The 14,238-nt window shown below is 71.4% G+C and carries 11 protein-coding genes, 1 tRNA gene and 1 pseudogene; 4 read left to right on the top strand and 9 right to left on the bottom strand.

Going from position 1 to position 14,238, the window contains the following annotated elements; genetic code table 11:
* Positions 1 to 143 precede the first annotated feature (143 nt).
* A complete protein-coding gene (locus O7599_RS33090) occupies positions 144 to 1,478 on the bottom strand; it encodes a M20/M25/M40 family metallo-hydrolase (protein WP_281619282.1) in 1,335 nt (444 codons plus the stop codon).
* A 144-nt stretch (positions 1,479 to 1,622) separates the two neighbouring features.
* Between O7599_RS33090 and O7599_RS33085 the strand changes: the two genes are divergently transcribed.
* Positions 1,623 to 1,707, top strand: a tRNA-Leu gene (locus tag O7599_RS33085).
* A 153-nt stretch (positions 1,708 to 1,860) separates the two neighbouring features.
* Here O7599_RS33085 and O7599_RS33080 read toward each other — a convergent pair.
* The 3 genes from O7599_RS33080 to O7599_RS33070 form a co-directional block, all read right to left on the bottom strand.
* Complete coding sequence (locus O7599_RS33080; protein ID WP_281619281.1) at positions 1,861 to 2,478, bottom strand: TIGR03086 family metal-binding protein; 618 nt, start codon at positions 2,476 to 2,478, stop codon at positions 1,861 to 1,863.
* A gap of 340 nt (positions 2,479 to 2,818) precedes the next feature.
* Positions 2,819 to 5,107: an NACHT domain-containing protein gene (locus O7599_RS33075; RefSeq protein ID WP_281619280.1), complete on the bottom strand. Its 2,289-nt coding sequence runs from the start codon at positions 5,105 to 5,107 to the stop codon at positions 2,819 to 2,821.
* Positions 5,108 to 5,147: 40 nt separating this feature from the next.
* Positions 5,148 to 5,399 (bottom strand): hypothetical protein, encoded by a 252-nt coding sequence (locus O7599_RS33070; protein ID WP_281619279.1) that lies wholly within the window; start codon positions 5,397 to 5,399, stop codon positions 5,148 to 5,150.
* Positions 5,400 to 5,949: 550 nt separating this feature from the next.
* Here O7599_RS33070 and O7599_RS33065 point away from each other — a divergent pair.
* The gene (locus O7599_RS33065; protein WP_281619278.1) at positions 5,950 to 7,227 is read left to right on the top strand and encodes a BNR-4 repeat-containing protein; all 1,278 of its coding nucleotides are present in this window, start codon (positions 5,950 to 5,952) and stop codon (positions 7,225 to 7,227) included.
* A 613-nt stretch (positions 7,228 to 7,840) separates the two neighbouring features.
* Here O7599_RS33065 and O7599_RS33060 read toward each other — a convergent pair.
* The 4 genes and pseudogenes from O7599_RS33060 to O7599_RS33045 all read right to left on the bottom strand — a co-directional run bounded on the left by O7599_RS33060 (position 7,841) and on the right by O7599_RS33045 (position 11,325).
* The gene (locus O7599_RS33060) at positions 7,841 to 8,770 is read right to left on the bottom strand and encodes a C45 family peptidase (protein ID WP_281619277.1); all 930 of its coding nucleotides are present in this window, start codon (positions 8,768 to 8,770) and stop codon (positions 7,841 to 7,843) included.
* 250 nt (positions 8,771 to 9,020) lie between these two features.
* Positions 9,021 to 9,482: pseudogene (locus tag O7599_RS33055) on the bottom strand (transposase); the annotation flags it as partial.
* A gap of 48 nt (positions 9,483 to 9,530) precedes the next feature.
* Positions 9,531 to 11,069 carry a CYTH and CHAD domain-containing protein gene (locus O7599_RS33050; RefSeq protein ID WP_281619276.1) on the bottom strand — a complete coding sequence of 513 codons (1,539 nt, stop codon included), beginning with the start codon at positions 11,067 to 11,069 and terminating at the stop codon, positions 9,531 to 9,533.
* A gap of 28 nt (positions 11,070 to 11,097) precedes the next feature.
* Positions 11,098 to 11,325, bottom strand: coding sequence for a hypothetical protein (locus O7599_RS33045; protein WP_281619275.1), 228 nt, complete (start codon positions 11,323 to 11,325; stop codon positions 11,098 to 11,100).
* 283 nt (positions 11,326 to 11,608) lie between these two features.
* Here O7599_RS33045 and O7599_RS33040 point away from each other — a divergent pair, with 283 nt between their 5' ends.
* Positions 11,609 to 11,866, top strand: coding sequence for a hypothetical protein (locus tag O7599_RS33040; RefSeq protein WP_281619274.1), 258 nt, complete (start codon positions 11,609 to 11,611; stop codon positions 11,864 to 11,866).
* A gap of 227 nt (positions 11,867 to 12,093) precedes the next feature.
* Here O7599_RS33040 and O7599_RS33035 read toward each other — a convergent pair whose 3' ends face one another.
* A complete protein-coding gene (locus tag O7599_RS33035) occupies positions 12,094 to 12,339 on the bottom strand; it encodes a DUF3710 domain-containing protein (RefSeq protein ID WP_281623620.1) in 246 nt (81 codons plus the stop codon).
* 484 nt (positions 12,340 to 12,823) lie between these two features.
* Here O7599_RS33035 and O7599_RS33030 point away from each other — a divergent pair, with 484 nt between their 5' ends.
* Positions 12,824 to 14,227 (top strand): FAD-binding oxidoreductase, encoded by a 1,404-nt coding sequence (locus O7599_RS33030; RefSeq protein WP_281619273.1) that lies wholly within the window; start codon positions 12,824 to 12,826, stop codon positions 14,225 to 14,227.
* Positions 14,228 to 14,238 lie beyond the last annotated feature (11 nt).

The raw sequence follows: 14,238 nt of genomic DNA, 5'->3' as shown, positions 1-14,238 counted from the left end.
CATCCAATGCAACGACGAGGTAGGTGTCGAGCTACGCACTTATCGTGCCATTCACCCGATTCAGGCCGTTTGGCACAAGCGGTCGATTCGACGGCGTGCGCCACGCGCCGGCGACCGCGCCTACGTCAGGGAGAAACCCCAGGTCAGCAGGCATCCAGGAACCGGTCGAGTACCCGGACACCGAACTGCAGCCCCGCGACCGGTACCCGCTCGTCGACGCCGTGGAACATTCCGGCGAAGTCCAGCTCCGGCGGCAACTGCAACGGCGCGAAGCCGAAGCAGCGGATGCCGAGGTCGTCGAAGGACTTGGCGTCGGTGCCGCCGGAGAGGCAGTAGGGCACGGCGCGGGCGATCGGGTCCTCCGCCTTCAGCGCCGTCGCCATGGCCTCGACCAGCGCCCCGTCGAAGGTGGTCTCCAGCGCCTTGTCAGCGTGCACGTCCTCGCGCCTGACGCGCGGGCCGAGGATGCGGTCGAGGTCGGCGAGGAACTCCTCCTCGTGCCCCGGCAGGAAGCGGCCGTCGACGTGCGCCGTGGCCTGCCCGGGGATGACGTTCACCTTGTAACCGGAGCCGAGCATGGTGGGGTTGGCGGTGTTGCGCAGCGTGGCGCCGATGATCTTCGCAATGCCGCCGAGCCGGGCGAGGGTGGCGTCCATGTCCTCGGGGTCCAGCTCGACGCCGAGGGCGTCGCCGAGCTCGTCGAGGAAGCCGCGTACGGACTTGGTCAGCCGCACGGGGAACTCGTGCCGCCCCAGCCGGGCCACGGCCTCGGACAGCTCGGTGATGGCGTTGTCACGGTTGGTCATCGAGCCGTGGCCGGCGGTCCCGTCGACCGTCAGCCGCATCCAGTGCATGCCCTTCTGCGCGGTCTCGATGAGATACAGCCGCACGTCCTCGTTCACGGTGAAGGAGAACCCGCCGACCTCGCCGATGGCCTCGGTCACGCCCTCGAACAGCTCAGGCTTCGTGTCCACGAGGTGCCGGGCCCCGTAGAGCCCGCCGGCCTCCTCGTCGGCGAGGAAGGCCAGCACGACGTCGCGCGGGGGCTTGCGCCCGGTGCGCAGCCGCTCGCGTACGACGGCGAGGGTCATGGCGTCCATGTCCTTCATGTCCACCGCCCCGCGCCCCCAGACGCAGCCGTCGGCGACCTCGCCGGAGAAGGGGTCGTGGGTCCAGTCGGCGGCGTTGGCCGGCACGACGTCGAGGTGCCCGTGGATGAGCAGCGCGGGCCGCGAGGGGTCCTCGCCCTCGATCCGCGCCACGGTCGAGGCCCGCCCGGGGTGCGACTCGAAGATCTCCGGCTCCAGCCCCACCTCGGCCAGCTTCTCCGCCACGTACTCGGCGGCCACCCGCTCCCCCGGCCCGGAGTGGTCGCCGTAGTTGCTGGTGTCTATCCGGATCAGCTCGCGGCAGAGGTCGACGACCTCGCCCTCCGCGCGCTCGACGGTGCCGCCACGGGGGTTCTCCGGCTGGCTCACGATGCCTCCCTGGCACGTTCGGGGTCCACGCCCCATCCTGCCCCGCCGGACCCCCCGACCCAACCCGCGGGGTGATCGCGAGAGCCCGCGGGTTTGCTAGGGTGTACCGCGTCGCGGCGGGCCACGCCCGCGCGGCGCCCACCGGTCCAGGTGGCGGAATGGCAGACGCGCTAGCTTGAGGTGCTAGTGCCCGTATTAGGGCGTGGGGGTTCAAGTCCCCCCCTGGACACAGACCTTGTCCCCACCCTGTGCGGGTCGAACTCGGCCTCAACCCGCACCAGTTGCCCTTCGGGCTGGTAAGTCAGCTTCAGGCCGAGGTCTGATGGACCTCGGCCTTCGCTCCCGGCTACGCTGCGGCGGGACCGCCCTCGATGGACGGGCGTCAGTGTCCGGGCGGTGTCCAGCCGGGGTCGCGTCCGCTGAGCCCCACCACCTGGTCCAGCAGCGGTGCGTCCTGCGGCACCGCGACGATCGGCCCGAACATCCCCTCTCGCGCGGGCCCGTCGGGCGTGGCCAGCCCGAGCTCGTACGAGACACGCAGTGCTTCCTCGTCCGGCTCGTAACGTCGGCCGGTGGCGCGGGCGAGGTCCCAGCCGTGCAGGACCAGCTCGTTGAGGGCGACCCGGCCGGCCTCCGCGGCCGGGAACGTGACGCCGCCGGCCTGGGTGTCGCCCTCCCAGGCCGCCGGGTCGTGCCACGCCTGGGCGAGCTCGGGCAGTTGTCGCGCCAGCTCCTCGCGCCAGCCGGGGCCGATGTCGGGGCGCGGTGCGGAGCTCGGGTCGGTGCCGGTGGTGGGGCCGAGGTCCTTGCGGCCCGCGTCGCGGAACGCGGCCGTGAGGCCGACCAGGTGGCCCAGCAGGTGGCGTACGGCCATGCCCTCGCACGGCGTGGGGTCCTCCAGCCGGTCCTCAGGGACACCGGCGGCGAGCCGGGCGACGACTGCGGTCTGCGGGCCGAGGTCCGGGTGGGCGGCCGGTACGTCGGGGCTTGCGTTGGTCATGGCGAGTCCTTCCGTGGCGTTTCTGCCTCCACTGATCGTGACTCGCGCGGGGCGCGAAACTCATCGCCGCACCGGCCCCCGTACCCCACCACCTGGCCGGCCACCCCTCCGGCCCACCGCGCCCAGGTCGCCGGCGGGGCGCACCCGCGGCGTTCAGTTCGTGTCCGAGGCCGCCAAGCGCGAGCAACAGGCGCGCGGAGGTGTGAGCATGCTGCGCTTGTGGCGCCGCGGCGACTCCCCTGATCAGGCGCCGAAGACGCTGCACGGCATCGCCCCGGGCCCGCAGGCCGGCCGGGCCCCGCGCAAGGAGGTGATCGTGCCCGGCCCTACCCCCGCCTGTTCAGCGTGCCAGCCACTGCTGGAGTTGATGATGGCGGAACTGGTACGCGGTCGAAGCGGTGCGCAGGATGCCCGCGGCGTGGGCCCAGGCGAGGAAGCGTCCGAGCCGCCAGGGCAGCCGCCCGCGGGTGGTCAGCAGCATGGCCAGGTAGCGGCGCGAGGTTTCGGATACGAAGCCTGGGCCCGCGGCCAAGAAGGCGGTCAGCGCCAGCACGGCGGCCAGTGGCGGCGGGGCGGCCACCCATGCGGCCTGCCAGCCGACGAAGAACGCCACCGTCGCCGTGACCGTGCCGGCGATAAGACCTGCGGCGATGTCGTAGCGCAGCGCGGCGTGCGGGGAGAACGCCTCGGCCGCGACGTCGGGTAGCCCCCCGCCGTACCGGCGGGCGCCGGCCACACCGGCCTTGACCGCGACGTACAGCGCCACGCAGCCGGTGCCGAGCCCGCTGACCAGTGCGCCGGAGACGCCGAGCTGCGTGCTGACGGCGCCCGCGGCGGCGCACAGCCCGATCGCGCTGAGCCCGGCGCCGACCAGCGCGGCCGGCAGGTGGATGTCCCAGCGCACGGCCGTGGCCAGGCCGAGGGCGAACACGCCGCAGAAGCCGGCGCAGAACAGCAGCCCGAAACCCGGCGCGAACGCCAGGGCGGCGTTCAGACCGAGCACGCACCCCAGGAAGAGGCCCAGGCCGAAGCGGAGCGCGCCGCCCGGGGTCAGCAGCCGGTCGAAGAAGATCCGCCGGGGCACCAGCCAGTGGCTCAGCGCGCCCCAGACGGAGAGCACCGGAACGGTGCAGACCAGCAGCACTCCGGCGGTCCCCGGATGCGGGAAGTGGCCCTGGCGTGCCACCAACAAGCTCCCGGTGACCAGCAGGGGGACCCACAGCGCCACCGTCACCGCCGCGGTGACCAACCGCGGCGCGCGCAATCCGGAGATGGGCCAGAGGTAGTGGGGGACCATGTCGGTGCCGGACATGACCCGGCCCGCCAGGCTGCGCCCGCCGGTGTCCCGCAAGAAGCGAGCCAGATGCGCGCACCAGGACTCCACGGCCGCGCTGTCGTAGCGGCGGCCGGCCCTGCGGCCGCGGCCGGCAAGGCCACCGGAGACAGCGGGACCGGAGCCGGGGACCGCGGGGCCCGGAGCGGCCGCGGGCCGCCCGGTGGTGGAGGGATGCAGCGCCGTCAGCGCCGGGATGCACTGCCGCACCAGCGTCTGCTGGAGCTCCCGGGCGCCGGTGGGCTCCGCGGCGACGCCGACGAACCGCTCCAATATCGCCGGGCTCTCCTCGGCCAGCGCCACCGACGACGCCAGCGCCAGCAGCCAGGGAGTGGTGAGCGTGACGGCCAGCGCGCCGTCGCCGCGCTGCCGGATGTCTTCCAGGACCGCCCGCCAGCGCTCACGGTCGGGGGAGCGGCCGGACAGATAGTCGTGGACCTGCGCCGCCGAGACGACGTCGAGGTCGACCACGGCACAGTCCCACAACCGGCGCCGCCTGCCCCGCAGCGCGGCGTACTGGCCGATCCGGCAGGTCAGCACGAGGTCGCGGTGGTACCGGTTGAGCTGCCCGAGCGCCGCCTCCGCGCGCTCGGGCAGCCGGCCGGCGGCGTCCATCTCGTCCAGGCCGTCCAGCACCGGGACGATGCGGTCGTGCTCGACCAGCGCCCGGGCCAGCGTCAGCGGCAGGCCGTAGGAGAGCGCGACCTCTGCGGCCAGCCAGTCGGTCAGCGGCTTGTCGGTGTCCCACGCCGGCAGCGAGAACACCAAGGGCACCGCGCCGCCGCTCGGGCGCTCCTCGAGCAACTGCACCACCAGCTCCACTGCCAGCAGCGTCTTGCCCGCCCCGGGCTCCCCGGTGATCACCAGCCGGCGGGGCTGAAGCTGTGTGTAGTACGCGCCGACGGCGGTGAAGCTGCCCCGTTCATCCGCGTGTTCGGCGTTGCGGCCCGGCTCCGGTACGTACCGGAAGGTGACGTCGATCGCCCGGTACTCCGCGCCGAGCAACTGCTCGCGGCGCCCCCGGTGCTGAGCCAGCACCACCAGCGCGAGGTTGTCGGCGGCGGCACCGATGACGGCGGCGTCCACCGCCGGGCGGCGCGCCCAGACCGCCAGCACCCCCAGCATGCCCAGGAGCGAACTCACGATGCCCGCCACGTTGCTGACGGTCGCCACATCGGTGCCGCGATGCAGACCCCAGCCCATGGCCGCGAGTCCGCAGGCGGTGAGCATGACGTACGTGCCGACCACCAGCCGGCGCCGCCCGCTGCCCGCACCGAGGAACACCCCACCTGCCATACCGGTATCCTCCCCGCCACCACCCCACGGGCACCGGCGTTCACGGCGAGAAGTAGCGCTGCAGCATGACCGCGGTCCAGATCGCGAGGGCGTGGATGCGGTCCCGCATCTCCAGGGCTTCCAGGGCCTGGGGGAAGCCCCTGTCTCCTGTGGTGATGCGGTGCAGGGCGGTCGTCACAGCGAGTTCGGTCTCAACCGGTGCCAGGCCGGCCACCGCGCGGATCTGGCGTACCGTCAGGGACGGTTCCCCGAGTTCGCCGAAGCGCTTGTCGTGATCGAGGCCCCCGGCCAACACATGACGTGTTCGAGCCGGTCGGCGTCCAGGCCCGTGAGGCAGGATGCGACCCGGGCGCGGCCCTGGGAGAGGTAGGCCCGTGTCAGGTCACCCGCCCGCCGCATCGCATCGATCCTCCGCGGGTCGTCGAGGTGGGCCGTGCCCCCTCCTTATCGGACCGGCAGGCACCGCGCGGGGATTCCCCGTTCCGGTTGACACCGACGGGCGGGCAGCCCGCCGGGTCCCGCTCGCGCGTGTCCCGTGGTGTGCCTGCCCTGCGGTGCCGTGCCCGGCTCGCCCGGCGCGTGTCCGCGCGGTGCTCGTTCCGCTTCGAGAAGGCGGGCTGACAGCGGGCTGAGAGCGTGGACGCGGTTCACCGGCGGCCGGCTTCACGGCGCCGACGAGCCCCGTTTCTCCTGTGGTGATCCGATGGACGGCCGTCGTGGCGGCGAGCTGTACGCCCGGCGGCGCCAGGGCGGCGGGTCGGCGGCTTACTTCCCCCGGGCCCTACTCTTGACGGCATCCGCTCTGTGCGTGATCCTCCCACAATATGAATGCCTCATTCATCATGGGTCGACGGCGCCTGCTGACTGCCGCCGCGCTCGCCCCGGCCGCCGCGCTCCTCGGCCCCGCCGCCCGGCCGCAGGCCGCCCCCGCAGCCCCCACCGCCCCGGTCCTGGTGCCGTATCCGATGGACTCCTCCAACCAGGCCGCCTGGTGGACGCCGGTCGCCACCTACCGCGGCGCCGGCGAGTACACCTACTTCGCCTTCGACGAGCCGGGCTCCTCCGCGGGCACACACCGGGTCGCGATCGCCCGCCGCGACCCGGCGGGGCAATGGACCCGCATCCCGGTCATGCGGGGCGGCGCACAGGCCGAGTTCACGGACGACCTCGGCCACAACCAGCCGTCGATCGCCCGGGACGGCAGCGGCAGGTTCCACGTCTTCGCCTCGATGCACAACAACCCCTGGCGGTACTTCCGCTCGGACACCACCGGCTCCGCCCCCGTCGACCACTCCGCCGACCTGCCCGACCAGGGCGCCGGAGTCACGTATCCGGTGGTGGCCACGGCCCCCGACGGCGACGTGTGGCTGATCGCCCGGATCGACGAGGCGGACCGCCGCACAGGCAGGCTCTACCGGTGGCACGACGCCGAGTCGCGGTGGAGCAGGGCCGCGGTCTTCGCCGGCGCAGCGGACCGCGCCGTCTACCCGGACGACCTGCAGTTCGACACGGCCGGGAACGTACACCTGCTCTTCCAGTGGAGCCGCTTCCCGTCCTCGGCGTTCCGGCACGAGCTGTCGTACCTGAAGTACGCCCCGGCCACCGGCGCGTTCACCGACTCCCGGGGCGCCGCCGTCGCCGCGCCCGTCTCCCCCGCCACCGCCGACGTGCTCCAGCCCCTCGGCGCCGGCGAGGTCTACAGCAGCGACAACACCTACACCGGGCCGGCCGTGCAGAGCGCGAAGCTCGCCCTCAACGGCGCGGCGCCCAGGGTCGCGTACCGCTACCGGCCGACAGACGGGGGCACCTTCCAGGTCCGCTACGCCTACCCCCAAGGCACCGCATGGGCCCGCCAGATGGTGCACGGCGGATCCGGGACCCGCGCGGCGCTCGGCATCACCTGGGACGCGGACGAGGGCAAGCGCGTCTACTACGTCACCGAGTCCGGCGCCGACCACGCGTTCGTCGCCACCGAGTCGGGCGGCGCATGGACCGCCGCGACCGTCGCCCCCGGCCTGCCGGTCGACCGCCTCGCGGTCCGCCGCAACGCGAGCGGGCAGGACGTGCTGTACCTGGTGGACACGGCGGGCGGGCGGCTCTTCTACGGCCGCAACGACTAGACCCGCTCCGCTTCGGGACCGACGTCACCTGAACGCGCGTACCCGGGACCCGAAGCTGACGAGACCACCGTGGGACGCCGAGCGGTTGGAGGAGGTGGAAGCGCTTGGCAGCGGCCGACTCGGAACGCCGTCGCGCGCTTTTCGGCCCGGCCTTCTCCCGGGCTCCGGAGTCGGCCGCTGATCGCGGGCTGTGGCGTTACGTCGTCGGGCTGGGAATCGGGGACGGTTCGCGGTCGGGGTCTTCGTCGATGCGCGTACCCGGTAGGTACCCGTCCCGGTCACCCCCGAGCTTTCTCGAGGTTGGCGTCGCTCAGCTTGTTCTTCAACCTCTGGCCCTGAGTGGCGCCCCTTGGGCGGCTGTTTGGATTCTGACCTGGGGAGATGCCCGCGGGAGCAATTGTCAAGACCTGTGGACTGGTGACCACGTGGCGAGAGACGCCTTGTCGGGTGTATCGGGCGGGGCGCTCGTGCGATCTGTGGAGCGGTGCCGAGTAACTGCCGGTCAACCGTGCGGCTGTGGCAGGGCCGGCCGAGGGAGGGGCTGTCGGCGGCGGGTGACGTCACGATCCTGCAAGATCTTCGTGCAGGGGTGAGCTGGAGTCGGGAAAGCCTTTCAACTGGCCTGGCCCAAGGTCACGGTGCGGGCTCCGGGTACGAAGTCACCGAAGGACTGCTGCCAGGACTCACCGGGCCAGTAGTACGTCACACGGCCCTCGACGGGCCGGTAGCGGGCTGTGTAGAGGGTTCTCGACCCCTGCTCGTCGACGGATCGATACAGCGGCGGCTTCTGCATCGCCGCCACGTTTGCGCCGGCGGCGCGAATGGCGCGCAGCCGCTCCTGCGTCTGCAAGGCCCGCTCCTGCTCGTCGGTCACCGGCAGGTGCTGGTGATTGGCGGCGCAGGCATCCGGCGCCATCGTCGGCGACATGTCCGGCCCCACGAACACCGTCACCGCCTTCGCGGGATCGACAAGGGTGAGGTTCTGTGGGACGGCGACCGGCAGGGACCGCAGCCTGCCGACCGCCTCATCGACGGTGTCGCACGTCTCCAGCAGGTAGCGCACCACGATGAGAATGGCGAAGCCGCGTCCGTAGACGGAACGTCCGCCCCAGGTGAGCGAGACCGCGAGACCGGCGTCGTTCATCCCGTCCTGCAAGCCCCACAGCATGTCCTGCATCCCGATCACGGGGCGCAGGAGGCAGGAGGAGACGATGGTGCCCTCGCACTGATCGGGCCGTAGGTCATAGTTGCGCAGCAGAGTGCCGCTCTGGCCGATCTGGGTGCAGGATGGGGAGAACGGCCGCAGTGCCGCGTGGGTGAGGAAGACGTCCGCCTCGGGCCGGTCGAGTTGGCCGGCCAGGCGGTCCAGCACCGGGACCAGTTCCGGCATGTGTGCACGGAACAGCGCCCGAACACGGTCCGCGCCCTGGGAAGTCCGGCCCTCCTCGGTCAGCAGGCCCTCCATCTCCTGCCACAGGGCCCGGGCGTAGGCGGCCCACCGCCCGTCGCCGCCGTCGCCGACCTCGATCGCCTGGAAGGTCATGTGCTGTTGCCGCACGGCTGCCACTCCCGGCTGTGAGAAACGGACGAGGTGAGGGCAACCTAGCTAATTGGGCAGGTATTCACCAGGTGGCCGCGATCGGCGACGGCCAGGCGCTGGATCTGGTGAAGCCGCTGAACGCGAGCGTGGCCGATTCCACATAGGCGATTATGTCCCGCGTTGGAGGAGCCGGGAGTCAAGAAGGCTGGCGGCGAGAGCCGATTGTCAATCGGTGTGGTTCGGTGACGTGTGATCAGGCTGCGACGGTCTCGTCGCGCTCGACCAGGAAGCCTTTCTCGAACGTGGCCCCGGAGCGGACCACGGCGACGAGGGAGGCGCCGGTGATCGCGCGCCAGCGTTCCTGGGCGGACTCGACCAGCTTGAATGCCATGGCGAGGGCGGCGGCCGGGCTGCCGGCCCCGCGAGTGACCTTGGTCCGCAGCTTGACCGTGGAGAATGTGGACTCGATGGGGTTCGTGGTCCGCAAGTGGACCCAGTGCTCGGCCGGGAAGTCGTAGAACGCGAGCAGCTCGTCCCGGTCGTCGGTGATTTTCGCGGCAGCCTTGGGCCACTTCGTGCCGTCGGTTTTCGCGAACGCCTCGATGGCCTTCTCGGCGTGCGTGCGGTCCTCGGCGTTGTAGATCTCCTGCACGGCCTTCGTCGCGCCCGGCTGCGCGGACTTCGGCAGGGCGTTCGTGATATTTCGGGCTTTGTGGACCCCGAACGCAACCGACACAAAGGCGGCAAAGGTTAAAGAACAAGCTCAGCCGCGCAGGGCCTTGCGCCGAGCCGCCGGGTGCACCCGGGCCCACGCCTCGGGGAGCTGCCTCTCCCGTGCGCCGGCCGTGGCCCGCTCCTCCCCGTACAGCAGCCCCCAGGTGAAGGCGGTCTCGCCCGCCGCGTGCGCGGAGACCGCCATGCGGAGCAGGGCTTCGCGGGCCACGACGCTGTCGTGCTGGTCGCCGCTCACCTGCTGGACGGCCTTGGCGCGCTTGCGGAGCCGCTGCGCGGGCTTGCCCAGGGCCGGATCGGCGGTCTCCGCGGCGTACCGGAGTCGCTTGGCGGTCTTGCGGGCGTGGTGGATCGCGGCGTCGCGTTCGGGCCCGGGGGGCATCTGCAGCGCGCGGTCCATGCGTTCGGCGAGCCGGTCGTACTCCTTGAGGAGGGCCTTGACCAGTACCTTCTTGGGCTTCCCGGCGGCCTTGGGGCGCAGCGGCGGAGCGTCGGTCAGCGCCGCCAGCCGGTTCAGCAGCTCCAGGTAGCGGGGCGAGGCGAGCGCGTCGAGGGTGCGCCGGCGGCCTTCGGCCCGCTGCGCCACGTCCCAGGCCTGCAGCCGTGCGGCGACCGGGCCGCGTACCAGCTCGCCGGGCAGCTCCCGTACACCGGAGGCCAGCCGCTCGTTGAGCACTTCGTGGTCGCGCTCCGCACCGAGCGCCCGGGCCAGCCACCGCAGGTCGCGGCGGATCGGATCGGTGACGTCACGATCGAGGACGGAGCGGTAGGAGCGCAGGCAGTTGCGCAGGCGGCGGGCCGTGGTGCGCATCTGATGCACCGCGTCGGGCGTGTCGCGCCGGACGGCCGGGTCGAGGTCCCTGAGCTTCGCGGCCATCCGGTCCAGGTAGGCGAGCACGTGGTCGCCGGCCGACCCCGCGGCGAGCACGCGGCGCTTCTTCGGCGTCCGCTGCGGCAGGCCCGCGGCCTCGGCCAGGGCGCGGACCGCCTTGGCCGGGCTGTCGGCGCGTTCGACGCCGTTCCTGCGCAGCACCTCCTCGACGTCGTCCAGGAGCGCGGGGTCGCCGCCGTCGGCGAGCTCGACCTCCATCTCCGTCCACACCGCGTGCCCGCCGGACTCCAGCAGCGATTCGGCGTGCACCGCGTCCATGCTCAGCTCGGCCAGCAGGTCGCCGTCGGCGTCGAGGAGGCGGTGCAGGCAGCGGGTGGAGCGGATCCGCACCACCGGCCGCAGCGGCGCGCCGCGGGTGCGGGACAGAACGAGTTCCCGTAGCTCCGCGGGGACGTCCTGCGACGACGGCGGGGCCTGGATCTCCTCCCGGCTGTCGCCCTCCAGGGGCAGCTTCAGGTGCCAGCCGGCGTCGGTGCCGCCGGTTCTGCGGCGCAGTGACGCGCCCGTGCGGGTCAGCCGCAGATCCTCGGTGTCGTAGTGGACGGCGTCCAGCTCCTGCATCCCGGCGTCTGCCAGCGAGGCGACCGGGTGCACGGCGGTCAGCTCGGGCAGCCAGGGGATGCCCTCGGCCGCTGCCGCGGCGTACTTGCGCTCCGTCTCCTGCTTCGCCTGGGCCATAGTGTCGAGGTTGACCAAATTGCACCTCTCAAACCCATACGAACACGTTGAATCCGCCGAACGGCTGAACGCTCGCGAACGGGCCTGTGTCGCGGGCTGTTGCGAAGCGGGCGAGGCTGACGCGTGCGGTGCGGCCGGAGTCGTTGCGCACCGAGCTACCGCGGTCGCGGATGGCGGAGGGCAGCCTGCCCCCGGCCAGGGTCTGCGCGAAGCCCTTGACGGTCGAGGCCCGGGTGAGGGCTAGCGCGGCGCTCATAGCATCTTCTTCACTCGCCCTGCGCAGCCTCCCCGGTTCGCGAACGTGCCGGTTCACGACCGGAGCCACCTGTACGCACCGTACGGCGAACCCGAAGATGACGAGAGACTTCCTGCGAGACGGGAACACGGGCGCACCAGCACGACCGCATAGCTCGCCGGGAATCCACGAGGCGGCGATTCGTGGGGAATCAATCCCCTGGACTCCGCTGAAGCGAACCGTTCGGGACACTTCTGAGTGGGAAGCCCGACCCGCAGTTCAGCTTCAAGTAAAGGAGACATGATTGCTGCTGCTGACACTGGCGTACGTCGTCGGCGTGCCGGTGGCCATGCTCGCCCGGGCCTGGATCTCCTGGTTCGCGGACGGGCCGGAGTCGGCGGTCCCCGTCGCGGTGATGCATCTCGTGATCTCGATCGCGGCGATCCCTGCGATCCTGCTCTGGCTGGGAGACTACGCCGATCTCTGGTTCATCACCGTCCCGGGGATCCTCTCGGCTGTGGCCAGATTCCTCCTGGAGTCCAGGAGCGTAAGCCGCTCGTAACCGGCAGTCCGCTCCGGGCGGGCGACTCACAGGCGTGGTGGACATCGGACTCCGCGGCGTCTCCCCGTAGCACTCCGCGCAGTAGCCGTCCGGGGCCACGGCTGCCGACGAACCTCACCCGGGCGAGCCGCCCCGATCCGTCGCTCACCGGAAGCCTGCAATCGAGCTCGCCCCCAGCGCGCCCGCCCTCTCCTCGACCTGCCCCCCGGCCGCAAGCACCTGAGAGCTCAAGCGGCCGCGCACGTCATCCCATCCCCCGCTTCGGCAGCATGAAAGAGCTGTAGCTGGAGAGCCGACTTCTCGAAGACGAATGTGACGGCCCCGACTTCCTGACCACGCTGCTCGGGGCGCAGGGTAACGCCGTTGACGTCGGCCACGAGGAGCGTACCGAGATCCAGTCGTCTGACCCGGGGATGGAACGGCTCCGCAGCATCCCACGGCCCGTGAGCGCCGTCCCGGGCAAGAGGACGCATCAACTCGGACGAGTCGATGCCAGAAGGAAACGCGCATCTGTCATCGGCACCTGCTCCTCGCGTCCGCTCTCGCGCGATCCTATTCATGCGAGAGACTGCCCACCCTGTGTTGACAAGGGAGTTGATCGGATCAACCACGTCGGCGGCGGCCGGGGACGTCGACTCTGCTTCCAGTGGGGCTCGACCCGTCCTCCGGGGCGCGGGGGTTCGGGTCGGCGAACATTTGCTCGGGGCGGGCGCGACGGGCGCGGTCACACCGATCACACCGATCACAGCAGCATCGTCTGACCCGTGACCAAGCATGAGGAGACCTCAAGGCTCCCGGTCGACCCCCTCCACCTGTCCGTTCTGTCTGCTGGTAACAGGAGGAACGATGCTGAGTCGACGATCCCTTCTTCGCGGTGGAGGCGGCATAGCGCTCGCGGCCACCGCAGTCGGGGCATCAGTGGGGTCGGTATACGGAAATGACGGCAAGTGGGGGCGTTTGCGCAAGCATCTGAAGGGCGACGTGGTGCTGCCCTCAGACCAGGAATACGCCTATGCCAAGCAAGGCGTTCTGGTGGAGTTCGACACCGTGACGCCCCGGGCGGTCGTCTACTGCGAGTCGGCCCGGGACGTGAGCACGGCCGTCAAGTTCGCCGGTGACAACGACATACCGGTGCACACCCGCAGCGGCGGGCACAGTCTGAGCGGCTGGTCCACCGGCCAGGGCATGATCCTCGACGTCTCGCGGCTGGACCACGTCGCGGCGGGCAGGCGCACGGTGCGGCTCGGGCCCGGGATACAGAGCGTCGACGTGCTGGCCGAGCTCGCGCCCTATGACAGGCAGGTGGTCACGGGCACCTGCGCCACCATACGCATGGGCGGCTACATATCGGGCGGGGGCATAGGCTTTCAGGTACGGAAGTTCGGCTACGGCAGCGACCGCCTCGTCTCGGCCCAGGTGGTCCTCTCCAACGGCCGCGTCGTGCGCGCCTCCGAGGAGGAGCACTCCGACCTCTTCTGGGCCCTGCGCGGCGGCGGCGGTGGCAACTTCGGCGTGGTCACCGACTTCGAGGTACGTCCGGTGGCAGCCCCCAGCGTGGTGTCCTTCGACTCCACCTGGCCGTGGGAGAAGGCCCAGGAGATCATCACGGCCTGGCAGGAGTGGTGCTACCACGGCCCGCGCGACCTGGGTTCGACCCTGACCGTGCTGCTGAGCAACGGCGCCCCGGGCAATGTGCCGATCATCAGGATCCACGGCGCCTACCACGGGCCGAAGTCGGAGTGCGAGCGGCTCCTGAACGAGCTGGCCGCCACGTCGGGCGCCACGCCCAGTCTCCATGTGGTCGAGCTTCCGTACGACAAGGGGATGAAAGCGGTCTACGGCTGCGAGCAGTTCACGCTGGCCGAGTGCCACCGCGCCGGCTCGAACCCGGATGCCAGAATCCAGCGCACCCCCTTCCTCAGGGAGCGGACCCGGCTGCTCGACCGCCCCACGGGCAGCTCCGGGGTGGCCGACCTGCTCGCCACCTACGAGGCCAACCGCAGGCCGGGGCACACCACGTACCTGTACTTCACGTCGCTCGGTGGCGCCGGCAAGGACGTCCCCCGCGACCAGACCGCTTTCGTGCACCGCGGCGCGGAGTTCTTCGTGGCCTGCGCGTCCCTGCTGCCCGACCCGCAGCCGCCCGCGGAGGAGGCCGAGGCCGCCATGGTGTGGCCCACCCGGGGCTTCGACGTCATCGACCCGCTCTCCAGTGGAGAGTCCTATCTCGGCTTCCCCAACCCGGACCTGGAGGACTGGCGGGAGTCGTACTACGCCGAGAACTACTCCCGACTGGTTTCGGTGAAGCGCCGGTACGACGCGCCGAACTTCTTCCGGCACCCGCAGAGCATCGGTAGCTGAGCCCCGAACGG

Source organism: Streptomyces sp. WMMC500 (genome assembly GCF_027497195.1).
Lineage (GTDB): Bacteria > Actinomycetota > Actinomycetes > Streptomycetales > Streptomycetaceae > Streptomyces.
This window is presented reverse-complemented; position numbering and strand designations above follow the sequence as displayed.